Source organism: Microbacterium sp. CFBP9034, from assembly GCF_034045255.1.
Taxonomy (GTDB): domain Bacteria; phylum Actinomycetota; class Actinomycetes; order Actinomycetales; family Microbacteriaceae; genus Microbacterium.
On record NZ_JAXCWC010000002.1, the window covers coordinates 851,776 to 876,460 of the forward strand.

At 69.6% G+C, this 24,685-nt stretch carries 24 protein-coding genes; 10 read left to right on the forward strand and 14 right to left on the reverse strand.

The annotated features are described in order from the left end of the window. Positions 1–37: 37 nt before the first annotated feature. Positions 38–730 (reverse strand): response regulator transcription factor, encoded by a 693-nt coding sequence (locus SOM19_RS15280; RefSeq protein ID WP_320487440.1) that lies wholly within the window; start codon positions 728–730, stop codon positions 38–40. Positions 731–810: 80 nt separating this feature from the next. Next, positions 811–1,362 (reverse strand): TetR/AcrR family transcriptional regulator, encoded by a 552-nt coding sequence (locus SOM19_RS15285; RefSeq protein ID WP_320487441.1) that lies wholly within the window; start codon positions 1,360–1,362, stop codon positions 811–813. Between the two features lie 67 nt (positions 1,363–1,429). On the opposite strand from SOM19_RS15285, the gene SOM19_RS15290 reads away from it, so the two are divergent. Both SOM19_RS15290 and SOM19_RS15295 read left to right on the forward strand, forming a co-directional pair. After that, positions 1,430–2,302 (forward strand): alpha/beta fold hydrolase, encoded by an 873-nt coding sequence (locus SOM19_RS15290; RefSeq protein WP_320487442.1) that lies wholly within the window; start codon positions 1,430–1,432, stop codon positions 2,300–2,302. 124 nt (positions 2,303–2,426) lie between these two features. After that, entirely contained in the window at positions 2,427–4,190 is a 1,764-nt protein-coding gene (locus SOM19_RS15295; protein WP_320487443.1) for a bifunctional metallophosphatase/5'-nucleotidase, read from the forward strand. A gap of 60 nt (positions 4,191–4,250) precedes the next feature. Here the strand turns inward: SOM19_RS15295 and SOM19_RS15300 are convergent, their stop codons facing one another. From SOM19_RS15300 to SOM19_RS15310, 3 genes are read right to left on the reverse strand one after another with little or no spacing between them, the layout of a single operon-like run. Further along, positions 4,251–5,891, reverse strand: coding sequence for a DNA repair helicase XPB (locus tag SOM19_RS15300; protein ID WP_320487444.1), 1,641 nt, complete (start codon positions 5,889–5,891; stop codon positions 4,251–4,253). A gap of 57 nt (positions 5,892–5,948) precedes the next feature. Then, positions 5,949–7,664 (reverse strand): helicase-associated domain-containing protein, encoded by a 1,716-nt coding sequence (locus SOM19_RS15305; protein ID WP_320487445.1) that lies wholly within the window; start codon positions 7,662–7,664, stop codon positions 5,949–5,951. Continuing rightward, on the reverse strand, positions 7,665–7,931 hold the full coding sequence (locus SOM19_RS15310; RefSeq protein WP_320487446.1) for a multidrug ABC transporter ATPase: 267 nt from the start codon (positions 7,929–7,931) through the stop codon (positions 7,665–7,667). Between the two features lie 135 nt (positions 7,932–8,066). On the opposite strand from SOM19_RS15310, the gene SOM19_RS15315 reads away from it, so the two are divergent. Both SOM19_RS15315 and SOM19_RS15320 read left to right on the forward strand, forming a co-directional pair. Further along, the gene (locus SOM19_RS15315) at positions 8,067–8,450 is read left to right on the forward strand and encodes a cold-shock protein (RefSeq protein ID WP_320487447.1); all 384 of its coding nucleotides are present in this window, start codon (positions 8,067–8,069) and stop codon (positions 8,448–8,450) included. Beyond that, positions 8,434–9,279 carry a DUF3027 domain-containing protein gene (locus tag SOM19_RS15320; protein ID WP_320487448.1) on the forward strand — a complete coding sequence of 282 codons (846 nt, stop codon included), beginning with the start codon at positions 8,434–8,436 and terminating at the stop codon, positions 9,277–9,279. The genes SOM19_RS15315 and SOM19_RS15320 overlap by 17 nt, the downstream gene beginning before the upstream one ends. Before the next feature lie 25 nt (positions 9,280–9,304). On the opposite strand, the gene SOM19_RS15325 is transcribed toward SOM19_RS15320, so the two are convergent. The 6 genes from SOM19_RS15325 to SOM19_RS15350 form a co-directional block, all read right to left on the reverse strand. Beyond that, positions 9,305–11,605: an exo-beta-d-1,3/1,6-glucosidase gene (locus SOM19_RS15325; RefSeq protein WP_320487449.1), complete on the reverse strand. Its 2,301-nt coding sequence runs from the start codon at positions 11,603–11,605 to the stop codon at positions 9,305–9,307. Beyond that, positions 11,602–12,666 carry an ABC transporter permease gene (locus tag SOM19_RS15330; protein ID WP_320487450.1) on the reverse strand — a complete coding sequence of 355 codons (1,065 nt, stop codon included), beginning with the start codon at positions 12,664–12,666 and terminating at the stop codon, positions 11,602–11,604. Before SOM19_RS15330 ends, SOM19_RS15325 begins: the two co-directional genes overlap by 4 nt. A gap of 2 nt (positions 12,667–12,668) precedes the next feature. Continuing rightward, positions 12,669–13,748 (reverse strand): ABC transporter permease, encoded by a 1,080-nt coding sequence (locus SOM19_RS15335; RefSeq protein WP_320487451.1) that lies wholly within the window; start codon positions 13,746–13,748, stop codon positions 12,669–12,671. Next, positions 13,745–14,554 carry an ABC transporter ATP-binding protein gene (locus SOM19_RS15340; RefSeq protein WP_320487452.1) on the reverse strand — a complete coding sequence of 270 codons (810 nt, stop codon included), beginning with the start codon at positions 14,552–14,554 and terminating at the stop codon, positions 13,745–13,747. Before SOM19_RS15340 ends, SOM19_RS15335 begins: the two co-directional genes overlap by 4 nt. Next, on the reverse strand, positions 14,551–15,375 hold the full coding sequence (locus SOM19_RS15345) for an ABC transporter ATP-binding protein (protein ID WP_320487453.1): 825 nt from the start codon (positions 15,373–15,375) through the stop codon (positions 14,551–14,553). The genes SOM19_RS15340 and SOM19_RS15345 overlap by 4 nt, the downstream gene beginning before the upstream one ends. A gap of 74 nt (positions 15,376–15,449) precedes the next feature. Beyond that, a complete protein-coding gene (locus tag SOM19_RS15350) occupies positions 15,450–17,105 on the reverse strand; it encodes an ABC transporter substrate-binding protein (RefSeq protein ID WP_320487454.1) in 1,656 nt (551 codons plus the stop codon). Positions 17,106–17,284: 179 nt separating this feature from the next. On the opposite strand from SOM19_RS15350, the gene SOM19_RS15355 reads away from it, so the two are divergent. Next, positions 17,285–17,917: a TetR/AcrR family transcriptional regulator gene (locus tag SOM19_RS15355; RefSeq protein WP_320487455.1), complete on the forward strand. Its 633-nt coding sequence runs from the start codon at positions 17,285–17,287 to the stop codon at positions 17,915–17,917. A 12-nt stretch (positions 17,918–17,929) separates the two neighbouring features. Here SOM19_RS15355 and serC read toward each other — a convergent pair whose 3' ends face one another. Continuing rightward, entirely contained in the window at positions 17,930–19,042 is a 1,113-nt protein-coding gene (serC, locus tag SOM19_RS15360) for a phosphoserine transaminase (protein ID WP_320487456.1), read from the reverse strand. A 156-nt stretch (positions 19,043–19,198) separates the two neighbouring features. Here serC and SOM19_RS15365 point away from each other — a divergent pair, with 156 nt between their 5' ends. From SOM19_RS15365 to SOM19_RS15375, 3 genes are all read left to right on the forward strand, one after another. Beyond that, on the forward strand, positions 19,199–19,900 hold the full coding sequence (locus tag SOM19_RS15365) for an iron-dependent transcriptional repressor DtxR (RefSeq protein WP_320487457.1): 702 nt from the start codon (positions 19,199–19,201) through the stop codon (positions 19,898–19,900). Between the two features lie 255 nt (positions 19,901–20,155). Then, entirely contained in the window at positions 20,156–21,073 is a 918-nt protein-coding gene (locus tag SOM19_RS15370) for a M23 family metallopeptidase (protein WP_320487458.1), read from the forward strand. 351 nt (positions 21,074–21,424) lie between these two features. After that, positions 21,425–21,922 (forward strand): HNH endonuclease, encoded by a 498-nt coding sequence (locus SOM19_RS15375; RefSeq protein WP_320487459.1) that lies wholly within the window; start codon positions 21,425–21,427, stop codon positions 21,920–21,922. Positions 21,923–21,931: 9 nt separating this feature from the next. Here SOM19_RS15375 and SOM19_RS15380 read toward each other — a convergent pair whose 3' ends face one another. Together SOM19_RS15380 and SOM19_RS15385 are read right to left on the reverse strand one after the other, a co-directional pair. Then, a complete protein-coding gene (locus tag SOM19_RS15380; protein WP_320487460.1) occupies positions 21,932–22,333 on the reverse strand; it encodes a hypothetical protein in 402 nt (133 codons plus the stop codon). Between the two features lie 120 nt (positions 22,334–22,453). Further along, positions 22,454–22,966, reverse strand: a complete 513-nt coding sequence (locus SOM19_RS15385) for a MarR family winged helix-turn-helix transcriptional regulator (RefSeq protein ID WP_320487461.1) — start codon at positions 22,964–22,966, stop codon at positions 22,454–22,456. A gap of 39 nt (positions 22,967–23,005) precedes the next feature. Here SOM19_RS15385 and SOM19_RS15390 point away from each other — a divergent pair, with 39 nt between their 5' ends. Continuing rightward, positions 23,006–23,923, forward strand: coding sequence for a DMT family transporter (locus SOM19_RS15390; RefSeq protein WP_320487462.1), 918 nt, complete (start codon positions 23,006–23,008; stop codon positions 23,921–23,923). 18 nt (positions 23,924–23,941) lie between these two features. Then, positions 23,942–24,685 (forward strand): DnaE2-dependent mutagenesis accessory factor ImuA', encoded by a 744-nt coding sequence (imuA', locus tag SOM19_RS15395; RefSeq protein ID WP_320487754.1) that lies wholly within the window; start codon positions 23,942–23,944, stop codon positions 24,683–24,685.

Genomic DNA, 24,685 nt, shown 5'->3' on the forward strand with positions numbered 1-24,685 from the left:
GTGCGCCAGGGCGGCTCCTCGACTCGTGCCGCGTGCTCTACGCGGGCTTGCCCGCCTTCAGCATGTAGCCGAAGCCGCGCTTGGTCTGGATGAGGGGCTCCGAGGAGTGCGGGTCGATCTTCCGCCGGAGGTAGGAGATGTAGCTCTCCACGATGCCGGCGTCGCCGTTGAAGTCGTACTCCCACACGTGGTCGAGGATCTGGGCCTTCGACAGCACGCGGTTGGGGTTGAGCATGAGGTACCGCAGCAGCTTGAACTCGGTCGGACTGAGGTCGATGCTCGCCTCGCCCACCTGCACGTCATGGGTGTCCTGGTCCATGGTGAGCTCGCCGGCGCGGATCATCGACTCCTCGTCGGCCTGCATCGTGCGACGCAGGATGGCCTGGATGCGGGCGACGATCTCGTCGAGGCTGAACGGCTTGGTGACGTAGTCGTCGCCGCCGGCGTTGAGGCCGGTGATCTTGTCCTCGGTCTCGTCCTTGGCCGTCAGGAAGAGGATCGGAGCGGTGTACCCGGCGCCGCGCAGGCGCTTGGTCACGCTGAACCCGTTCATGTCGGGCAGCATCACGTCGAGGATGATGAGGTCCGGTTCCTCTTCGAGGACGGCCGAGATCGTCTGGGCGCCGTTGGACACGGCCCTCACCTGGAACCCGGCGAACCGGAGGCTCGTGATGAGCAGATCTCGGATGTTCGGCTCGTCGTCCACGACGAGGATGCGAGGTGCGGTCATGCCCTCATTATGGCCAGGGATCCGGTGCGGTGTCTGGATATCCGCCGGAACGCCGGGAGACGGGGTGCGAGCCGGGGTCGTCAGGCCGACAGGCAGCCGTGCACGGCGATCGCGACCGTGGGCCGGATCGCGGCATCCGGGTCGACACTCAGGCGGTGCAGGACGAGCCCGTCGCCGAACGCCATGAACGCGTGGGTGGCGGCATCCGGATGCCGCGCTCCGAGCGTGCTCAGGAGGTTCGCCGACCACGCGACCATGGCCTCGCGCTGGGCCTGCAGGGGAGCGAACAGCTCCGGATCCGACGCCGCCTCCAGGAACAGCGCATACCGGGCGCGCGTGCGCACCGCGTACGGGCCGGTGAGGAGTTCGACCATCTCGGTGAACAGGTCGATGAACCCGTCGACGTCGTCGAAGGATTGCGCGGCCTTGGCGCCGAGAGCACCTCGCTCCTGCTCGGCGATCCACGTCGCGACGCCGGTGAGCAGGGCCGCGCGGGTGCGGAAGTGATTCGATGTCGAACCCCGGGGGAGCCCTGCCTGGGCGTCGATGCGGGCGTGGGTGAGAGCTCGGATGCCCTGGGTGCCGACGAGATCGACAGCGGCCTCGAGCGCACGCTCGCGAATGGACGTCACCGGGCAACCGTAGCACCGACACTACATCCGTAGTGACAGAGCACTATGAACGTAGTACGATTCCCTCATGGCCGAGGCAACCGGCATCCGCTCGCGAACGGTCACCGCGAACGGACTGCGCATGCACGTGACCGAGGCCGGCTCGGGCACGCCGGTGCTCCTGCTGCACGGATTCCCGGAGAGCTCCCGTGAGTGGGCGCCGGTGATGACCGAGCTCGCCGACCGCGCTCGCCTGATTGCGCCCGATCTTCGCGGGGCGGGGCGCACCGACGCGCCGTCCTCGGGATACGACAGTGCGACGGTGGCACGGGACGTGATCGCGCTCCTCGACGAGCTGGGCGTGGACCGCGTCGACCTCGTCGCCCATGACTGGAGTGCCATCGTGGGCTTCGACCTGTGCCTGGACCATCCGGATCGGATCCGTCGCTACGTCGCGATCGCGGTTCCCGCACCGCATCTGCGGATGAGCCGGGCGCTCGCTCTGGGATTGATCAAGGCGATGCCGCACCTGTGGTTCCAGTGGGCGATCGCCACCCCGCTGCTGGGGTCGATGCTGCTCTCGCGCGGTCGGCAGCGGCTCGCCCACTGGCTCCTCCGAGGTTTCGAGACCCGCCCCATGGACGCGGACGACGTGGCGGCGTACGTCGCAGCGCTGCGCGATCCGGCCCGGGCCCAGGCCGGATCGAAGCTGTATCGAGGGCTCATCCTCCCCGGCTTCGTCCGCATCCTGAGAGGCGCCTACGCCGGGCGAGTGCTGCACACCCCGACGCTGGTGCTCTTCGGAGCGGACGACGCCCTGCTGCCGAAGGACGCCCTCGTCGTCAGTGCGGCGGACGCTCCCCGCACGACGGTCGAGTTCGTTCCCGGCGGGGGGCACTTCCTCGTCGACGACAATCCCGGCGAGGTCGCGCGCCGGATCGCCGGATTCGTCCTGTCCTGAGTCGCGCCCTGTCGTGAATCTCTCCCTGTCGCACCAGGGCGCCGTGTATTAGGTTTCTCGTGATCGCGCTCACGAGGACGCGGTTGCAGCGGGCAGCGTCGCCCGCGAGATGGGGGAGGGCCCTGTGCACACACGTAAGACATCGATCGCCCGGCTGGCGGGAGGAGCGCTGGTCGCTGCGACCGTCGTCGCGCTCGCCGTAGCCGGCCCGGGGTCGGCGGCCACCGCCGCGCCAGGCGACAAGAAGACGCCCAACGGCCCGACGATCGACATCCAGCTCCTGTCGTTCAACGACTTCCACGGCAACCTCGAGCCGCCCGCCGGCTCCAGTGCACGGCTCACGCTCCCGGATGGAACCACGGGCAACTTCGGCGGTGTCGAGTACCTTGCGACTCACCTCGAGCAGGCACGCGAGGGCAACCCGTATTCGCTCACCGTCGCGGCCGGCGACCTCATCGGCGCGTCGCCGCTGCTCTCGGCAGCCTTCCATGACGAGCCGACCATCGAGGCGCTCAACCTGCTGAAGCTCGACGTCTCGGCGGTGGGCAACCACGAGTTCGACGAGGGCTACGTCGAGCTGCTGCGCATGGCGAACGGCGGGTGCCTCGACGACGGTGACGGCGCGGACAACCAGAACTCGTGCCCGGCGGGAACCTTCACCGGCGCCGACTTCGACTTCCTGGCCGCGAACGTCGTCAAGGAGGGCACGAGCGAGACGATCCTCCCGGCCTACGCGATCAAGAAGTTCAAGGGAGCCAAGATCGGCTTCATCGGCATGACGCTCGAGGACACCCCCGACATCGTGACGGCTTCGGGCGTCGCCGGCCTCGAGTTCAAGGATGAGGTCGAGACGGCGAACGCGCTCGTTCCGGTGCTCAAGGCGCAGGGCGTGAATGCCGTCGTCGTCCTCCTCCACCAGGGCGGATCGCCCGTCGGCGGCCCGGCATACAACGCCGCGTGCGGCAACGGAGCCGAGCTGGCCGCCAACAGCCCGATCATCCCGATCGCAGAGCAGCTCGATCCGGCGATCGACCTGATCGTCTCGGGGCACACGCACCAGCCGTACGTCTGCAACATCCCGGACCCGGCGGGCAACGACCGCATGGTGACGTCGGCGTCGTCGTTCGGTCGTCTGTACACCGACACGAACCTGACGTACGACCGGCGCACGCAGGACATCGTGCGCACGTCGGTCACGAGCGAGAACATGCTCGTGTCGCGCGACGTGCCGAAGGATGCGGCCGAGACGGCGCTCATCCTGAAGTACAACACGCTCGTCGCTCCCATCGCCAACAAGGTGATCGGTCAGATCACCGCCGACATCACGCGCATGGTGAACGCGGGCGGTGAATCGGCGCTGGGCAACCTGATCGCCGATGCGCAGCTGGCGGACCCGAGTGTCATCGGGCCGTACGCCGCCCCGCAGATCGCGCTGATGAACCCCGGCGGCATCCGTGCAGATCTCCAGTACGCCCAGGGGACGCCGGGTGAAGTCACCTTCAGTGAGGCGTTCACCGTCCAGCCGTTCAACAACTACCTGGTCTCGCTCGACCTCACGGGCGCCGAGATCAAGCAGCTGCTGGTCGAGCAGTGGAGCGGCGCGAACGCGGCCGCCCCGAAGATCCTGCAGGTCAGCGAGGGCTTCGCGTACACGTACTCGGGCACCACGCTCGGCACGGTGACGCTGAACGGTGTGCCGTTGGTCGACACGACCGTCTACCGTGTCGTGACGAACAACTTCCTCGCCGGCGGCGGGGACGGCTTCCCGACGTTCCTGGAAGCGGACGACGTCTACTACGGGGGTCTCGACATCGACGCGTTCGCGGCGTACCTCGCCGCGAACAGCCCCTACGCGCCGACGCCGCTCGACCGCATCGTCAAGCAGTAGCGACAGACGAACGGCCCGGCGCTGCGATGCAGCGCCGGGCCGTTCGGCGTTCCCGGAGTCTCAGGCGGCGATGCCGTCCGCGTCGAGGATCGTGTAGGCATAGCCCTGCTCGGCGAGGAAGCGCTGGCGGTTCTGCGCGAAATCCTGGTCGACGGTGTCGCGGGCGATGAGCGTGTAGAAGCTCGCCGTGTTGCCGGACTCCTTCGGGCGCAGCAGGCGGCCGAGGCGCTGGGCCTCCTCCTGCCGCGAGCCGAACGACCCCGAGACCTGGATGGCGACGGATGCCTCGGGCAGGTCGATCGAGAAGTTCGCGACCTTCGACACCACGAGCAGCGAGATCTCGCCGACGCGGAACGCCTGGTAGAGCTGCTCGCGCTCGTCGATGGGCGTCGCGCCGGTGATCTTCGGCGCGTTCAGGGCTTCGGCGAGCACGTCGATCTGGTCGAGGTACTGGCCGATCACGAGAATGCGCTCGCCGGCGTGCCGCTCGACCAGCCGGCGGACCACGCCGATCTTCGCGGGCGCCGTCGCCGCGAGCCGGTAGCGCTCGTCGTCCGCGGCCGCGGCGTATTCGAGACGGTCCCCCGCGGGAAGGTCGACGCGCACTTCGTAGCAGACGGCCGGGGAGATGAAGCCCTGGGCCTCGATCTCCTTCCACGGAGCGTCGAACCGCTTGGGGCCGATGAGGCTGAAGACGTCGCCCTCGCGGCCGTCCTCCCGGACGAGGGTCGCCGTCAGGCCGAGACGGCGACGGGCCTGCAGGTCGGCGGTGAGCTTGAACACCGGCGCCGGCAGCAGGTGCACCTCGTCGTACACGATGAGGCCCCAGTCCAGGGCGTCCAGGAGAGCGAGGTGCGCGTAGGCGCCCTTCCGCTTGGCCGTGAGGATCTGGTACGTCGCGATCGTGACCGGCTTGATCTCCTTGACCTGCCCGGAGTACTCGCCGATCTCCTCGGCCGTCAGCGAGGTGCGCTTGAGCAGCTCGTCGCGCCACTGGCGGGCGCTGACCGTGTTCGTCACCAGGATGAGCGTCGTGGTCTTCGTGTCGGCCATGGCGGCGGCGCCGACGAGCGTCTTGCCGGCGCCGCAGGGCAGCACCACGACCCCCGAGCCGCCCTGGGTGAAGATGTCGACGGCCTGACGCTGGTAGGGCCGCAGGTTCCAGCCGCTCTCGTCGAGATCGATCGGATGCGGCGTCCCGGGCGTGTAGCCGGCGAGATCCTCGGCCGGCCAGCCGATCTTGAGGAGCTCCTGCTTGATGTGGCCGCGCGCCCACGCGTCGATGACGAACGTGTCGGGGGACGGACGCCCGATCAGCAGGGGCTGGATGCGCTTGTTCTTGGAGACCTCCGCCAGGACCGCGGCATCCGTCGACCGCAGTACGAGGTCGCCGTCCTCGGTGCGCTCGATGACCAGGCGGCCGTACCGGCCCACGGTCTCCTTGATGTCGATCGACACCGACGGCGGCACGGGGAAGCGGGACCACCGGTCGAGGGTCGCGAGCATGTCGCTCGAGTCGTGGCCCGCGGCGCGCGCGTTCCACAGTCCGAGCCGGGTGATGCGATACGTGTGGATGTGCTCGGGGGCGCGCTCAAGCTCGGCGAAGATCGCGAGCTCGTGTCGCGCGCTCTCCGCATCCGGATGGGCGACTTCGAGCAGCACGGTGCGATCGCTCTGGACGATGAGGGGGCCGTCAGCCATAACGGGCCAGTCTACCGGGGTCGCGGACCGACCGGCGTGTCGCACCGGGGGAGCGGGTCACGCCGGACGGACGCTCACGATGCTCGAGACGGGAAGCGTGCGCTCGATGTCAGCGGCGCGGTCGCGCCCACGCAGTCTTCCGCCGCCGAGTCCCGACGCCTCGAGCGTGAGCGTGCGCTCGGCGCCGTCGGGCATGCGCACGACCACGACGATCTCGGAGCGCCCGCGCACGGCCTGCTCGAGCTCGCGGCCGAGCCAGCCCTCCTCGCCCTCGGTGCCGTGGCCGTTGCGCAGCTCGGAGAGCAGGCGGGCGTACGTGCCTGTGGGTGACGACGCGCCGGGCGAGTCGATGGCGACGGCGCGGCGACGGACGGACTCCGGCGCACCGGAGGCATCGAGGGCGACGACGGGGTAGCGGGCGTCGGCGAGCGACCAGTAGACCGTGTCCCGCGTGACGCGTGAGAGCAGCACGTCGCCGTCGGGGATCAGGCCGAGAGGCCGGAGCGCCTGGTCGATGGCGATGGTCTCTCGGAGCGACACATCCGGGCTCTCGACGACGGCGCGCCCGGTGACCTCGTCGGCACGGACCCGTACGAGCCCGTGCCGGGCGGCGGTGCTCTCGATGAGGTAGTCGAGCGGCTGGGGGATGCCCGTGAGTGACAGCTGGGCGAGGAACTCGCGGATCGAGCCCGCCGTCTCGCCCTCCGTCATGCCGGCCCCGAGCGAGTCGGCGGTGAACCGATAGGTCGAGGCCTGAGCCCGGGACTCGCGGACGGCGATGGCGCGCAGCCGCAGATCGAGTGCCGGCGCGAGCGGCCCGGGCGCGATCGCGGTCAGATCCGCCTGCAGGTAGACGCGATCGATCTCAGCCGGAAGATGCACGCCGAGCGTGGTCGCGTCGGCCGGAAGGCCCTCGCGCAGCACCGCGGTCCACGGCAGTTCAGAGCCGTCCGCCGTGAGCAGGCCCCAGCGGGCGCCGATGCGCTGCATCCGCGCCACACGCAGCGGCCACTCCGGATCGAGCGGGTACGCGTCGGCCCATGCGGCCGGATCGACGAAGCCGCCGCTGTCGGTGCGGAGCCCCTCGGGCAGTGCGTCACGGAATCCTTCGGCGAGAACGGTCCAGCGGCGCGCCGTCGACGACTCGAGCCAGCGTTCGCCCTCCGGTGTCACGACCCACTGCCGGTCCTCGGCGGCGGCGAGCCCGGCGGCCTCCGCGGCCGCGAGGAGGTCCTCGATGTCCTCCGTCGCCCCGACGGCCCCGGTGTCGCCGAGGCGCTTGCGCTCGGCGGCGCTGACCACGCCCGAACCGGTGCGCGCGAAGGGGGAGTGGAGGCACGCGAGGAGGGCGTCGGCGAGAGAGCCGGCGGTGGTGAAGGCGCGCTCGGCTGCGGCGGCCGCAGTGCGGTCGTCGGCGGCGACGGGCGGCGGGGGGCTCGGGGCGATATCGAACGCGGCCGGGCGTGACGCCGAGAGCTGGTCGATGCGGTCCTTGACGGCGGCGTACGGGTGGCCGGAGGCGTCGATCAGCGCCAGACGCTGCAGCGCGCCGTCGGTGACGGGGGCGTCGCCGGCGAGGGCCGACAGGGCGGAGCGCGGCAGCCGCGCGAGTGCCCGGTCGAGGGACGCGGCATCCAGCAGCCCTTCCGAGGCGTCGAAGAAGTCGTGCCAGGCGACCGACGCGGGCACGCCGCGGCCAGCGAGCGTCGCGGCCAGTCCCTCGTCGTCGAGTGCGGCCAGCCAGGTCGCCAGAGCCCGCTCGTCGGAGACCACTCAGCCTCCTCGGTTCGCCCGAGCCCTCCGGGTGAAGCTCATGATGAGCACGGCCAGGAGCAGGGCGAACGCCACGATCGGGGCGATGTAGACGAGCACGCCCACGAGGGGCCAGATGCCGGACGCCATGTCGGCGCCAGAGGACGAGCCGATCATGATGGCGAAGAAGCTGAGGATCGACAGCACCAGAAGACCCAGCGACATGAAAGCCAGGATGCGGTCGACCCGCCGGACGGGGACGTCCTCACTGGGAGTGTTCTTGCTCATCAGCCTCAGCCTACGGCAGACGCCCACTCGCCGGTGACCGACGGCGCCGTTGGCGTAGGCTGGGGGGTGGGGATCCGCCGATCCCTGTTCCGTCATGCCCGCCCTTCCAGCGGCGCACGAGACAGCGAGGTTCCGATGCCCACCGGCAAGGTCAGGTTCTACGACGAGGAGAAGGGGTTCGGCTTCATCACCACTGATGACGGCCAGGACGTCTTCCTGCACGCCACGGCCCTGCCCGCGGGCACCCTCCCGCCCAAGGCCGGCACGCGTCTCGAGTTCGGCGTCGCCGACGGCAAGCGCGGGCTCCAGGCGCTCTCGGTGCGGGTGCTCGAGGCTCCGGTGAGCCTCGCCAAGCGCTCGCGCAAGCCCGCCGACGACATGGCGATCATCATCGAGGATCTGGTGAAGCTTCTCGACGACCTCGGCGGCGATCTGCGTCACGGTCGCTACCCCAGCGGCGCCCACGCGAAGAAGGTCGCAGCGGTGCTGCGCAAGGTCGCGGATGAACTTGACGCCTGATCCGGCCGACGCGCCCGCCGACGCCGTGCCGTCCCCGGATGACGCGGTCACGGCTGAGCCCGCCGTCGAGCCCGAATCGGCTGTCGAGTCTGAGCCGGGGGCCGCGCCCGTCGTGGAGCCCGAGACCGCGTCCGTCGAGGAACCTGAGCCGGCGGCCGTCGTCGAGCCCGATCCCGCGCTTCTCGAGGCACACGATCTGGCGCTCGCGGCGCTCCACGAGATCACCCCGGCGACCACCGTGGGCGGTGCCGCCGACTACCGTCTCGAGCCGGACGGCGTCGTCTCGCTGCGCTTCGCGAACCGTATGGCGGGCTACCCCGGCTGGTTCTGGACGGTCAGCCTGGCACGCGTCGACGGCGCGGATCCCACGGTGCTGGAGGTCGAGCTCCTGCCCGGCGACGGCGCGCTGCTCGCTCCCGACTGGGTACCGTGGGCCGTGCGCCTGGCCGAATACCAGGCTGCCCAGGTCGTGCTCGCGGAGGCGCCGCACGCCGTGGACGATGACGACTCCGACGAGGACGACGACGATCTGGATGACGTCGACGATCTGGATGCCGCGGACTTCGACGATGACGGATCCCCGATCCTCCACGCCGGAGACGTCGACGGCGTCGACATCGACGAGCTCGACGAAGACGCCGACGACGAGGACTCGGACGACGAGGACGAGGACGACTCGGACGAGGACGACTCGGACGAGGACGACTCGGACGAGGACGACGACTCGGACGACGAAGACGCGGACGACGACGACTCCGACGAGGACGACTCCGACGAGGACGAGTCCGACGAGGACTCCGACGACGAGGACGACGACGCGGAGGAGTGACTCGCCGCGCCGCCGACCTCGCGGTTCAGGGGGTCAGCGCCGCGGCAGCCATCATCTCGACCGTGCGCTCGGCACTTCCAGCCTCGACGGTGAAGAGTGCGCTCAGGAGGGCTTCGTCGCGTGACGACGGGCCCACCAGCAGCTCGAACTCCCCGGCCTCGACGACACGGCGGCTGTCGGCATCCACGATCGTGCAGTCCGCCACCGCGATCTCGAGCTCGACGGTCGCCCGGGCGTCCGGCTCGATGTGGACGACGGTGAAGCCCTTGAGCTCCTTGTCGGCCCAGCTGACCGAGGTCACACTGTCGCGGATGTAGGCCTGCACGACCTCCCGCGCGGGCCGCGACCCGACGTTGCTCACGGTCACGCTCGCACGCACCGTGTCGGCGGCGCCCAGCACAGGCTCGTCGATCCGGAGGTCCGAGTACTCGACCCGCGTGTACGACAGGCCCTCGCCGAAGGCGTGCGCCGGGCTCTGCGTCAGGTCGGCATAGCGCGACCCGTGCTGCCCGCGCAGCTGGTTGTAGTACGTCGGCTGCTGGCCGACGTGGCGCGCGAACGAGATCGGCAGCCGGCCGGAGGGCTCGATGTGCCCGAGCAGCAGTTCGGCGATCGCGTGACCGCCCTCCATGCCCGGGTTGGCGGTCCAGACGAGGGCCGCGGCATCCGTCACCGATCGGGGGAGTACCAGGGGCTTGGAGGCGAGCAGGACGACGATGAGGGGCTTGCCGGTCGCCGCGAGCGCCTCCAGGAGCGCCTGCTGACCGCCGAGGAGCTCCAGGGTCGCGGTGGAACGTCCCTCGCCGACGAGCTCGACGCGGTCGCCCACGACGGCGACGACATAGTCCGCGGCTTCGGCGGCCGCGACAGCCTCTGCGATGAGCGCGGCGTCGGGGCTGACGGGAACGACGATCTGAGGGCGGGGCTGTCCGTCGGGGAAGAAGGCGCCGTCCGGGTCCTCTTCGAGCGCCAGGATGTCGGCACCTCGCGTGTGCGTCACCTCCCAGTTCGACGGCGCGTGCGCGCGCAGACCGTCGAGCACCGTCGTGATGAGCTCGCGCGGCTGGCCGTCGGGGAGCCAATCGACCTGACCCGACGACCCGGCCCAGTCGCCGAGCTGCGTCTGCGCGTCATCGGCCAGGGGTCCGACCACCGCGATGCGGCGGGGCTTCTCGTCGACGCCGAGGGGAAGCGTGCCGTCGTTCTGCAGCAGCACGAGCGACCGGCGGGCGGTCTCGAGGTTGAGCGCGACGTGCTCGGCGCGGCCGATCACCGTCTCGATGCGCTCGGTGTCGGGGAGACGCGGGTTCTCGAACAGTCCGAACTCGAACTTCAGGCGCAGGATGCGCGACACGGCGCGGTCGAGATCGCTCTCGATCATCAGCCCGCGCTCGATCGCCATCAGCGCGCCGTGGAAGAAGCCCGGCGTGGTCATGACCATGTCGTTGCCGGCCTTGACCGCGGCGGCGGCGGCGTGCGCGTAGTCGGGCTGCACCTTCTGCTCCCACACCATGCGGCCGACGTTGTCCCAGTCGGTGATGAGGGTGCCGGTGTAGCCCCACTCGCCGCGGAGGACGTCGTTCAGCAGCCAGTCGTTGACGGTGATGGGCACGCCGTCGGTGGTCTGGTAACCCAGCATGAAGGTGCGGCACCCTTCACGTGCGACCCGCTCGAACGGCGGGAGGAACCACGACCGGAGCTTCCGACGGGAGATGTCGGCCTCGCTCGCGTCGCGGCCGCCCTGCGTCTCGGAGTAGCCGGCGAAGTGCTTCGCCGTCGCGAGGATCGCGTCGGGGTCGTGAAGCCCGCCGCCCTGGTACCCGCGCACCATCGCCGACGCGAGCTCGCCGATCAGATAGGGGTCCTCGCCGAACGTCTCGTCGACGCGGCCCCAGCGCAGGTCGCGGGCGATGCACAGCACGGGGGAGAAGGTCCAGTGGATGCCGGTGGCCGACACCTCGGCCGCCGTCGCCTTGGCGACCTGTTCGACGAGCGCCGGGTCCCACGTCGCCGCCATGCCCAGCTGCGTGGGGAAGACGGTGCCTCCCTCCCAGAAGGCGTGACCGTGGATGCAGTCCTCGCCGACGAGGAGGGGGATCTGCAGGCGCGTCCGGAGCGTCAGGTCTCTGGCGCGCAGGACGTGTGCGGGGGAGGCGTGCAGGATCGATCCGGCGTGCATCCGCACGATCTGGTCGTCGAGGTCCTCGCGGGCGTCGAGCTGCAGCATCTGCCCGACCTTCTCCTCGAGGGTCATGCGACCCAGCAGGTCGGCGATCCGCTCCTCGACCGGAAGCTCGGAGTCGAGGTAGGGGGCGTCGTTGGTCACAGGTTCTCCTGTCGGGGCGTCGCGGGCGCGGTGCGGACGGCCGTGACGGTGTCGTTGACGCTCATGCCCTTCTTCTTGAGGGCGCGGGCTCGCTCGCCGGCGGACCGGAGGCGCGGGTTGACGTATTCGTCGATGCCGAAGTTGATCAGCGAGAGCGCGACGCCGATGGCGGCGATGCACAGGCCCGGAGGCACGAACCACCACCACTGCCCCTGGCGGAACGCTCCCTGCGCGCTGGCCCAATTGAGGATGGTGCCCCAGTTGTACGTCGTGACCGGGATGATGCCGATGTACGACAGGGTCGTGAGGCCGATGATCGCGGCCGTCACCGTGCCCACGAAGCTCGCGGCGATGAGCGCCATGAGGTTGGGGAGCATCTCGACGGTGATGATGCGGTGCAGCGGCTCGCCGTTGGCCTTCGCGGCCAGCACGAAGTCGCGGCTGCGCAGCGACATCGTCTGTGCACGGAGCACGCGTGCGCCCCAGGCCCAGCCGATCAGGCCCAGCACTCCCGCCACGAGGATGAGCGGCGGGTCCTCGAACATCGAGGCCACGATGATGATGAGCGGGATGCCGGGGATCACGAGGAAGACGTTCGTGAGCGCCGAGAGGCCCTCACTGCGCCACCCTCGCAGATAGCCCGACATCACACCCACCACGATGGCGAGGAAGGTGGCGATGATCGCGGCCAGGAAGCCGACCACGATGACCCCGCGGGTGCCGTGGATGACCTGGCTCAGCACGTCCTCGCCGATGTGGGTCGTCCCCAGCCAGTGCGCCGCCGACGGCGGCTGGAAGCGCGCCGTGTTGTCGACCTTCGTGGGGGAGTACGGGGCGAGCACGTCGGCGAAGATGGCGACGAGCACGAAGAAGCCGAGGATCGCCAGGCCCGCGATCGACTTCCCGTTGCGGAACATCGCGAAGGCGGAGCCCAGCTTGGACCGGAAGGTCGGCTTCTGGGGGGCGTCGGTGCTCTCGGAGAGTGCGGGGGTGCGTACGGTCGCGGTCGCGGGCGTGTTCGCCGGACGCTGGGCCGAGGTCTCGTTGACGATGGTGTCCATGCTCAGGCCTCCGTCTGGCGCGTGCGCGGGTCGAGGAATCCGTAGGCGATGTCCGCCATGAGGTTGGCCAGGAGCACTGAGATCGTCAGCACGAGGAACACTCCCTGCATCAGCGCGTAGTCCTTCGCGTTGGTGGCGTCGAGCAGCAGCTTGCCGACGCCGGGATAGCTGAACACCACCTCCATCACGATCGTGCCGCCGACGATGAAGCCGAGCGCCAGCGCGAAGCTCTGGATCTGCGGCAGCACCGCGTTGCGGGCGGCGTAGCGCCACAGCACCCGGTCGTTCGGCATGCCCTTTGCCTGGGCGACCGTGACGTAGTCCTCGTCGAGCACCGTGAGCATCATGTTGCGCATGCCGAGCATCCAGCCGCCGAGGGAGGCGATGATGATGGTCGCCGCGGGAAGGAAGCCGTGGTGGGCCACGTCTCCGACGAACTCCCACGACCACTCCGGCGCGACTCCGACGCCGTACGCCTTGCCGATGGGGAACCAGCCGAGCGTCACCGAGAAGAACGAGATGGCGAGCAGGCCGAGCCAGAAGTAGGGGATGGTGCTGAGGAAGGTCGTGATCGGGATGAGCGCGTCGAGCCGGCTGCCGCGGCGCCATCCCACGATCGCGCCGCCGATGGTGCCGATCGCGAACGCGATGAGCGTCGCGAAGCCGACGAGGCCGACGGTCCAGATCAGCGACTGGCCGACGACCTCGGTCACCGGGCGCATGCCGTGCAGCAGCGAGATCCCGAGGTCGCCGCGCAGCAGCAGGCCCCAGTAGTCGAGGTACTGCTGCCACAGCGACTTGTCGGTGTCGAGGCCGAGCAGGGCGCGCAGCGCCTCGGCCGCCTCGGGGCTGACGTTGCGGTTGCGGGCGAGGTACGCCGTCACCGCGTCGCCCTTCATCAGGCGAGGGAGGAAGAAGTTGATCGTGATCGCGGCCCACAGCGTGAACAGGTAGAACAGGATGCGATTGCCGAGGAAGCGCCACGGGATGCGCGCGTGAGCCTTGACGGCGCCGGTGGCCGTCGTGCCGGCTTCGATCGCGTCGAAGTCGGGAACCGGCAGCTGGGGAGCGACAGCGCTCACTTCTCACCTCCGAGGATGCCTGATGCGTGCGCGAAGTAGGTGTCGGGATCGGGGGATGCCGCGCGCAGCTCTTGGGTGTACGGGTTCTGAGGACGCAGGATCACGTCGTCGGCGGGACCGCGTTCGACCACCCGGCCCTGGTTGAGGACGAGGATCTCGTCGCTGAAGTGGCGGGCGGTGGCGAGGTCGTGCGTGATGTACAGCACGCCCAGGCCCTCCTCGCGCTGCAGGTCTGCCAGCAGGTTGAGCACGCCCAGGCGGATCGACACGTCGAGCATCGACACCGGCTCGTCGGCCACGAGCAGCTTCGGGCGGGATGCCAGGGCCCGGGCGATCGCGACGCGCTGACGCTGACCGCCCGAGAGCTCGTGCGGACGGCGGTCGATCACCGCGTCGGCGTCGAGGCGCACCCGGCCGAGCAGACGGCGCACCTCATCCTCGAGCTGGTCCTTGGGGACGACGGCGTCGAGCTGGAGCGGGCGCTCGACGGCGTAGCGGATCGAGTGGTACGGGTTGAGCGACGCGAACGGGTCCTGGAACACCATCCGCAGCTGCTGGCGGTACTTGCGCAGGCCCTTGCCGCGACGGGGGATCGGCTCTCCGTCGAGCCGCACCTCGCCGCTCGTGGGCGTCTCGAGCTGGGTGAGGATCTTCGCGATGGTCGACTTGCCGCTGCCGGACTGGCCGACGAGACCGATCGTCTGACCCGAGCGGAGCGTGAAGCTCACGTCGTCGAGGGCCTTCATCTGGCCGGCGCCGCGCACCGAGTACACCTTGGTGACGGCGTCGAATTCGAGGACGGTCATCGGTGGACCACCCCCCTCTCTCCGGTGAGTCGTGGGAACGAGGCGAGCAGCGTGCGGGTGTACTCGTCCTTCGGGTCGGTCCAGATCCGCTCCGCCGTGTCGAGCTCGATGATCTCGCCGTCGCGCATGATGGCGATCCGGTCGCTGATCTCGAGCAGCAGCGGCAGGTCGTGGGTGATGAAGATCACCGAGAAGCCGAACTCGTGACGCAGGTGCGAGATCTGACGCAGGATCTCGCGCTGCACCAGCACATCGAGAGCGGTGGTCGGCTCGTCCATGACCATGAGCTGCGGGCGCAGGGCGAGCGCCATGGCGATCATGACGCGCTGGCGCATGCCGCCCGACAACTCGTGCGGGTAGGAGCGGTAGCGCTGCGCGCCGACCTTGACGATCTCGAGCAGCTCGACGACCGCCTCACGCCGCTGCGACCGCGAGAGATCGGGGCGGTGCACCTCGAAGACGTCCGCGAGCTGTGAGCCGATGGTGGCGACGGGGTTCAGCGAGTTCATCGCGCCCTGGAAGACCATCGAGATCTTGTCCCAGCGGAAGCGGCGCATCTCCTCGGCGCCGAGGCTGTTGATGTCGACGTCCTCGCCGCTCGCGTCGTGGAAGACGACGGAGCCGCTCGTGATCACGGCCGGGGGCTTGAGCAGGCGCTGGACGCCATAGGCGAGGGTGGTCTTGCCGCATCCGCTCTCGCCGGCGAGTCCGAGGATCTCACCGCGCTGGAGTTCGAGGGAGACGTTCTTGACTGCTCGTACGGGGGGATCGACGTCATAGACGATGGAGAAGTCATCGACGGAGAGCAGCGAATCTCTCATCTGTGCTGGTTCGCTTTCGTGAGGGTGACGCACAGGCGGGGCGGATGCAGCGCATCCGCCCCGCCTGCGGTGCGTTATTCGGCGGGCTGCAGCTCGGTCAGGATCTGCACGATCGCGGGCTGCGTCGGGTCGGCCGAGGCGTACTGGTCCTCCTCGGACGGCCAGCCGACGTAGTTGCGCGTGTTGAACTCGCCCAGGAGCGGGTGCGCACCCAGCGGAATGGCCGGCACGTTCTCGACGAAGGCCGTCTGCATCACCTCGAGGGCGGCTTCACGGTCGGCGTCGGACGCCGCGTTCGCGTAGGTGTTCAGCGCCTCGGTGACCGCAGGGTCGTCGAAGCGGCCGAAGTTGAACTGCGCCTTGTTGTCGACGATCCACTTCGGGTCCATCGTCGAGGTGTACAGGCCGTACGCGTTGCCGGTGTCCTCGAGCCAGTGGATGATCGCCTGGAAGGTGCCCTCCTGGCGTGCGGCATCCCAGCCGCCCCAGTCGGGCTGGTCCACCTTGACCTCGATGCCGAGGCCTTCCTTGAGCTCTTCGGCGATGAGCGCCTGCTCGGTGTTCCAGTCGCTCCAGCCGGCGGGGACGGAGATCGAGAACGAGACCGCCTCACCATCCGGGTCGATGAGCGTCTCGCCCTCCCAGGTGTAGCCGGCGTCCGTGAGGACCTGGCGGGCCTTGTCGATGTCGACCGAGTACTCCTGGCCGGCGTACTCCGGGATGACCTCGTCCTCGAGCAGCGCACCGAGACCGGTGACGCTCCATACGGCCTCGCTCGCGCCTTCGCGTGCGATGTCGACGTAGGCCTGACGGTCGATCGTCCAGGCGAGGGCCTCACGGAGGGCCGGGTCGTTGAACGGCTTGGTCTGCAGGTTCATGAACAGCGTTCCCGCGCCCGCCGTGGGCGAGGCCAGGAACTTGTTGTCGGGGTCGGCCGACAGGTAGCTGTCTTCGATCTGCGGGATGAACGCCTGCGCCCAGTCGGCCTCGCCGGTCGCCAGCGCGGTGGTGAGGGCCGCGTTGTCGCCGTACGAGACGTAGTGCAGCTCGGGCACTGCCAGCTCGCCGCCCCAGTAGTCGGGGTTCGCGGTGAGGGTGACCGACTCGGTCGTCCAGGAGTCCATCACGTACGGACCGGTGCCCACGACCTGGCCCTCGCCGGTCAGCGGGTCGGTGTTCGGGTCCTCGATCTCGCTCCAAATGTGCTCGGGCACGATCTGGAAGTGCAGCACCCGGGCCTGCTGGGTGTACTTCGAGCTGTTGAAGTCGATCGTGACGGTGTCGCCGTCGACGTTCACGCTCTTGATGTCCAGCGCGTTGGTGTCGTTGAGCTTTCCGTCAAGGACCTGGTTGAAGGAGAACGCGATGTCGTCGGCGGTGAAGTCCTCGCCGTCGCTCCACTTCACGCCGCTGCGGGCCACCGCGGTGAGCTGGGTGTAGTCGTCGTTCCACGTCACGGACTCGGCCAGCCACGGCGTGGTGCCGAGGTCGCCGGTCGGGTTGACGAGGGCGAGCGACTCGAAGATGACCATGCGGTACGAGTACTTCGATGCGGACGAGTCGCCCAGGTACGGGTTGTTCGACTCGGTCGTGATCGCGCCGTCGGGCTTCGCGATCGTGAGCGCGGCACCGGGTTCGGCGTTGCCGGAGTCCGTGCCGCCGGCCGCGCAGCCGGTCAGCACGATCGCCGTGGCGATGCCGACGGCGACGAGGGAGGACCTAAGCCTCATTGCTTCTCCTTCGTGATGTGACGTCGTCGTACTCACGTGAGTCGCCACGACGTCGTGGGGGATGTGATTGCGGAGTTACCTTACGTGCTAGTAAGTAAGTATTGCAACCGAGTCGACCGAACCGTGTCCAACTCGTGCGTAGACTCTTGATCCGCCGACGAGTGGAGGGGCGGAAGCCAGTGACAGATCAGCGCAGACAGCCGCGTTCGCGACCCGAAACCATCGCGCGTCGCCGCGACATTCTCGATGCCGCGACCGAGATCTTCGGCGCGAAAGGGTTCACCGGCGGCACCCTCCAGGAGATCGCCGACCAGGTCGGCATGACCCATGCAGGGATTCTCCATCACTTCGGCTCCAAAGATGCCCTGCTGCTCGAGGTGCTGAAGCATCGTGATGAAACCGATGTGGCAGACCTGGCGGAACAGCACATCCCCGACGGGATGGACCTGTTCCGCCACCTCGTCCGCACCGCGTTCGCGAACGCCGACCGACCCGGGATCGTGCAGGCCTACGCCGTGCTCTCGGCCGAGTCCGTGACCCATGACCACCCGGGCCGCGACTTCTTCCAGAAGCGGTACGAGACCCTGCGTGGCGAGGTCGCGCACGCATTCGCCGTCGCCTGCGCCGAGCGTGGCATCAGCGAGCCCGAGACGGTGGCCTACGCGGCGACGAGCATCCTCGCCGTCATGGACGGGCTCCAGGTGCAGTGGCTGCTCGATCCGACCGCGCTCGACCTCGGGCGCGCGTCGGAGTTCGCGATCGAGGCGATCGTCACCTCGGTGCTCGAGCCCGTGCCGTCGCCGCTCGTCTGAGCGAGGTCGGGGTCAGAGGCGCTCGACGGTGTAGTCGATGCAGCGGATGAGCTGCTCCACGTCTTCGGGGTCGATCGAGACGAACGTCGCCACGCGCAGCTGATTGCGTCCGAGCTTGCGGTACGGCTCGGTGTCGACGATGCCGTTCGCACGCAGGCTCTTCGCCACGGCGGCGGCGTCGACGGAGTCGTCGAAGTCGATCGTCACCACGACGGGGGAGCGGTCGGCGGGGTCGGCGACGAAGGGCGTCGCGAAAGCGGATGCCTCCGCCCAGTCGTAGAGCGCCTGCGACGACTGCCGCGTCCGGGCGTCGGCCCACTGCAGGCCGCCGCTGTCGCGGATCCAGTCGAGCTGACGGTCGAGGAGGAACAGCGTCGCGAGCGCGGGGGTGTTCAGGGTCTGGTTGAGGCGCGAGTTGTCCAGCGCGTTCTTGAGGCTCAGGAACTCCGGGATGTAGCGGCCCGAGGCGGCGATGCGCTCGATCCGCTCGATGGCCGCGGGCGACACCGCGGCGAACCACAGGCCGCCGTCCGAGCCGAGGTTCTTCTGCGGGGCGAAGTAGTAGACGTCGGTCTCGTGGACCGTGAAGTCGATGCCGCCCGCGGCGCTGGTGGCGTCGATCACCGTGAGGGCGCCCTCGTCGCCGTGCACGCGCTCGATCGGCGCCGAGACGCCGGTGGAGGTCTCGTTGTGCGGCCACGCGTAGACGTCCACGCCCTCGACCGCCTCGGCGACCGTGCGCGTGCCGGCGGGCACCTCCCGCACGTCGGGGGCCTCGAGCCACGGCGTCCTGGCGGCCGAGGCGAACTTGCCGCCGAACTCTCCGAACACGAGGTGCTGGCTGCGCTTCTCGATCAGCCCGAACGCGGCGGCATCCCAGAACGCCGTCGAGCCGCCGTTGCCGAGGATGATCTCGTAGCCGGCCGGCAGCCGGAACAGCTCGTTCAGCTCGGCGCGCACCTGGCCGACGAGGCTCTTCACGGGCGCCTGGCGGTGCGAGGTGCCGAGCAGCGCGGCGCCGGGGCCGGCGAGGGCCTCGAGGTGGGCGGAGCGCACCTTGGACGGGCCGCAGCCGAAGCGTCCGTCGGCGGGCAGGATCTCACGGGGAAGCGCGACGTGGGGCATGGCTCGATTGTATGGTCGGGGCCGCGAGCCGACCGGGTCGGACGACATCCGATGACGCATCGCGGGGCGGCCCGGCGCCGGCGCCCGCGACGGAGCCGCATGTCGGGGGAATGGATAGGCTTGCCTCGCCCCTTCGACGAACGAGGACACCGCGAGATGACCGACCTGATCGACACCACCGAGATGTACCTGCGCACCATCCTCGAACTCGAGGAGGAGAACATCGTTCCCCTGCGCGCGCGCATCTCGGAGCGGCTCGGCCACTCCGGTCCCACCGTCTCGCAGACGATCGGCCGCATGGAGCGCGACGGCCTCGTCGTGGTCTCCGAGGACCGCCGTCTCGAACTCACCGCCGCCGGCCGCCAGAAGGCCGTCGACGTCATGCGCAAGCACCGGCTCGCCGAGCGCCTCCTCTCCGACGTGATCGGTCTGGACTGGGCGTACGTGCACGAAGAGGCCTGCCGCTGGGAGCACGTGATGAGCGAGCAGGTCGAGCGCAGGCTCGTCGAGCTGCTGGGGCATCCCACCGAATCGCCCTACGGCAACCCCATCCCCGGACTCGACCAGCTCGGCGACGTGCCGGCGAACGGGTTCGATCAGGGCGTTGTGGGGCTCGTCCGTCGCCTGAACGAGGCCGGCGAGCCGATCACCGGCACCGTCCGGCGCCTCGCCGAGCCGGCCCAGGTCGACCCCGAGCTGCTGCAGCAGCTGAAGGGCGCGGGGGTTCTCCCGGGGGCCTCCGGCGACTACCGCTACAGCGAGGGCTACGTGCTGGTGCAGATGCACGGCAACGACGAAGGCCTCGAGCTGCCCATCGAGGTCGCCTCGCACATCTTCCTCGTCGACGAGCGCCGCTGACCCCTCGTTCGAGACGCGAGCGGATGCCTCAGCCGCCGTTCGCGCGCACATCCCAGGGTTCTGCCAGCCGATGAGCGTGACATATTCGTTACCTTCGGGTAGCCTCGGAAAGTCCACCAGGCGAGAAGCCCGCCAACGGACCCCGCACGGATTGCCTCCCTGGCTCGTCGTCCGCGCGGTGAAGCCCGCATATCGTGCCCCGACACCGAATGCCGACGAGCCAGCGCCGACGGCGTAGAGGCGCCGGAGGACAGTTTGGCTGAAAAGATCGATTCGCTCGCGAGCGAGCCCGACAACGACGCGACGAGTCTGACCCCTCGCACGCGTGTGCGACGTCCGGTCGCTCGTCGTTCCCAGGCCCCGGCGAAGGTCGCCCGCACCGCGCCCGCCGCTCGACCTGCCGCCCCGAAGGGCCCCAACCGCGTCGTCAAGCCGCTGCGCAGCCTCGTGATCCTGAGCATGGTCGGCGGCCTCGTCGCCACCGTCGCGTTGCCCGCCTTCGCCGCGGGCGGGCTGCAGGAAGAAAGCGTCACCATTCAGCAGAAGGCCGTGGCCGATGCGCAGACGCTCGTCGTCGCGTCCGACGCCACCGGGGCCGAGCTCTCCCGTGACAGCTACTCGGCCACCACGTCCGAGGAGATCGAGAAGAAGAAGGCCGAAGAAGCCGCAGCTGCCGCCGCCGCCGAGCGCGCACGGCTCGCCGCGAGTGTCGCGTCTTCGCAGGCTCAGACGCAGTCTCGCGTCTCCGTCGACCTGAACATGGTCGCCCCCGGTTCCGGCGCGGTGCGCTGGCCCCTCGCCGGCTACACCCTGGGCGAAGGATTCGGCACGCGTGGCGGTGCTCACATGGGCGTCGACATGCTCGCCGCCGGCGGCACCCCGATCTTCGCGGCCGCCGCCGGTGTGGTGAAGGTGTCGCAGGAGAGCTACGGCGGCTACGGCGTCGCGGTCACGATCGACCACGTCATCAACGGCCAGCGCGTCGGCACCCTCTACGGTCACATGACCTACGGCAGCCGTCAGGTCGTCGCCGGGCAGACCGTGCAGGCCGGCCAGATCATCGGCCTCGTCGGCAGCACCGGTCGCTCGACCGCCAACCACCTCCACTTCGAGACGTACCTCAACGGCTCGAACATCGACCCGTACGCCTGGCTCCTGGCCAACGCGGGCTGAGAAATTCTCCGCAGACTCCCCTCGGCGCCTGGCGTCGGGGGGAGTTCTCGTTGACCGACACGCCACGGGACGTTCACCTGCGGCTGCGGCCCTCCTTCTTCGTGCGTGCGTTACCCTGAAATCCGACGCTGAGAGAAGCGGAGGGAGCCGATGGGCATCACACCACGCATCCGAACCACGGATGCGCTCGGACGCCTTGTTCTTCGGCATTGCACGAGCGGATGCCACGGTCACGCCGTGGCGCCATGGCGCTGTCTATAAGACAGCGCCTTTTTCGTACCCCTGCGCACCTCGAATCGTCGAGTAGTCGAATCACCGGGAAGCCGTCCCGGCCGTTCGAGAGGATGATCAATGCGCACTCTGGTGCTGAACGCGGGCTACGAACCGCTCGCCGTCGTGTCGTTCAAACGGGCGCTCGTGCTCGTGATGAACGAGAAGGCAACCGTCATCGAGCACACCGACGGTGATCCCGTCTGGGGCACGAGACGTGCCTACGACCGTCCGGCGGTGATCATCCTCACCAGATACGTGCGGGTGCCCGGCGCGCGGCGCGTGCCGGTGACCCGGCGCGGGGTGCTGCGCCGCGATGCGCACCGCTGCGCGTACTGCGGCACGACGGCGTCGACGATCGACCACGTGCTGCCGCGCTCGCGCGGTGGGGCCGATTCGTGGGAGAACCTCGTCGCGTGCTGCCTGCGCTGCAACAACGTCAAGGGCGATCGCACGCCGCAGGAGATGAACTGGCAGCTTCGCTTCGCGCCGCACCCGCCGCGCGGCGCGCAGTGGACCGTCCGCGGCACCGAGCGCACCGACCCTCGATGGGAGCCCTACCTCGCCCTCGCGGCGTGACCGCCGGCTCTACGCCAGCACGAGTCCCGAGACCTCGAGGATCAGCAGGGTCGCGACCACGAACAGCAGCCCGGTGTAGACGAGGTCCTCGAACCAGTCGATCAGGCCCGGATCGCGCTCGACCATCATCTTCGGGTTGTAGTAGAAGATCGAGACGAGGATGACCAGGACTGCGAAGACCAGTCCCACCCATGCGGAGAACGGCACGCCCGTGAAGAGCAGGACGATCACGACGGCGGCGAGCACGTAGAGCCACAGCTCCCGAACGAAGGCACTCAGAGAGTCGTGGCGCGACGCTCCCGCCTTCACGGTCGCTCGCCATAGCTCGTAGACGAGCGAGAGCGCGAAGGCGGCGACGAGCACCCACGCCGAGATCGATTCGAGCAGGGACGGGTGCACGGCATCGTTCATCGGCGAGGATCCTCACGGGTACACGGGGTGGTGCAGAGCCACGGTCGGCCTCACGCTACTTCCCCGGCGTCGCGCGGGGAAGGGCGACTTCGCGCCGGGGCCCGGCGCGGTGACAGGGGTCTAGTGCGCGTCGAGCACGCGCAGCCAGCGGGTGAGCAGCGGCTCGAGGGCCGCGGCATCCGCTGATCCCAGTTCTTCGAGGATGCGGTGCTCGTTCGCCAGATGCGCGGTGAACGCGCGGTCGATGAGGTCGACGCCCTCCGGGGTGAGCCGCACCAGACGACGGCGGGCATCGGATGCCTCGGCCCGCCGCTCGACGAGGCCCCGGGCGACCAGCCGGTCGACGCGCTTGGTGAGCCCGCCCGTGGTGACCAGGGTGTGGTCGGCGAGGTCGCCCGCGGCGTGCTCGTAGGGAGCTCCGGCGCGGCGAAGGGTGGCGAGCACGTCGAACTCGCCCTCGCTGAGACCGAACTCGGCATAGACCGCCACGAGTCGCTCGGTCAGCTCGAGCGCGACGCGGTGCAGGCGCGCGATCACGCCCTGCGGGGAGGGGTCGAGGTCGGGTCGCTCCCTTTTCCACGCCTGCTGGATCTCGGCGACGCGGTCGAGCGGCTCTTCAGCGGCGGCATCCATTCGGCCATCTTATCTTCCCGGTAAGATAAAGTATCTTCCATGGAAGATAGAAGATGGCGCTGGATCCTCGTCACGGCGATCGCCCCCATCGCCTGGGGGAGCACCTACGTCGTGACGCGCAATCTGCTCCCGCCCGAGTCGCCGCTGTGGGGCGGCGTGCTGCGGGCGCTGCCGGCGGGACTGCTCGTGCTGCTGGTGGCCCGAAGGCTGCCGAAGGGGTCGTGGTGGTGGCGCTCGCTCGTGCTCGGCACGCTCAACGTCGGCGGCTTCTTCGTGCTGGTGTACATCGCCGGTCAGCGTCTGCCGTCGGGCCTCGCGGCCACCCTGATGTCGACCTCCGCGGCCGGCATGCTGCTGTTCGCGTGGCTGCTGCTGCATCGCCGGCCCCGGGCTGCGGCGGTCGCCGGCGCGGGCGTCGGGCTCGTGGGAGTCGTGGTGATGCTCGGCGTCGACCTGGGCGCGGTCGATCCGTGGGGAGTCGTGGCGTCCCTGGGGGCGATGGTGGCATCGTCGCTCGGGTTCGTCCTCACCGCCCGGTGGGGCTCGGATGTCCCGGCGCTGCCGATGACGGCGTGGCAGCTGGTCGGCGGCTCGCTCGTGCTCCTGCCGGCGGCGCTGCTGGTGGAGGGGGCGCCGCCGTCGCTCTCGGTGCCGTCTGCGCTGGGCTTCCTATACGTCACCCTCGTGGCGACGGCGCTCGCGTACGCGGCATGGTTCGCGGGTCTGCGGCATCTCGCGCCCGGCGTCGTCGGGGTCATCGGGCTGCTGAACCCGGTCACCGGCGTGGCGCTCGGAGTGGTCATCGCGGGAGAGGCGTTCGGTCTGCCGCAGGCGGTCGGGGTCGTGCTCGTGCTCGCCGGGATCGTGCTCGGGGCGCTTCCGCCGCGCGCATCTATTGTGTCGGAGGTGCGAACTAGCATCACTCTCAGGATTGATTCATTAGAACAAAGATTCTAGGATGTTCAAATGACGGCGATGCGGGATCGTGCCGGCGCGGCGGGGGAACTGGCCTCCCTGCGTGCGCAGCTCGAGCGGGTCCAGGGGCGCCGGCTCGACGCACCGGTGCTGCCCGTGCACCCCGCACTCGCGGCGCTGCTGCCCGGCGGCGGACTCCGTCCCGGGGCGGCGTACTCCCTGTCCCGGTCCACCTCGCTGCTGCTGGCGCTGCTCGCCCAGCCGTCGCAGGCGGGGTCGTGGTGCGGTGTGGTGGGGATGCCGCGGCTCGGCGTCGAGGCCGCCGAGCGACTGGGGGTCGACCTCTCCCGGCTGGTGCTCATCCCCGAGCCCGGTCCGCGGTGGCTCGCGGTGACGGCGACCGTCTCCGAGGTGCTGCCGGTCGTGGCGGTGCGTCCCGCCGGGCGCGCGCCCGACGGCGAGGTCGCGCGCCTCGCGGCGAGACTGCGCGATCGCGGGGCGGTGCTGCTCGTGCAGGGACCGTGGCCGCAGGCCGAGGCGGTGCTCGAGCTCGACGCGCCCGACTGGACGGGGGTCGGCCGGGGACACGGCTATCTCGCGGGCCGCGAGGTGACCGTCACCGCGTCGAGCAGGCGATGGCCGAGGGCGCGCCGGTCGCGGCTGCTGCTGCCGGATGCGAACGGGGCGGTCGCCGCGATCGCCGAGCCGGTGCCCGCGCTCACGGCCGTGCCCGACTCTCCGGCGAGCGGCGAGTGGGGTGCCGAGCCGGTGTACGCGCCGCTCGAAGCGAGGGCGGTCGGCTGA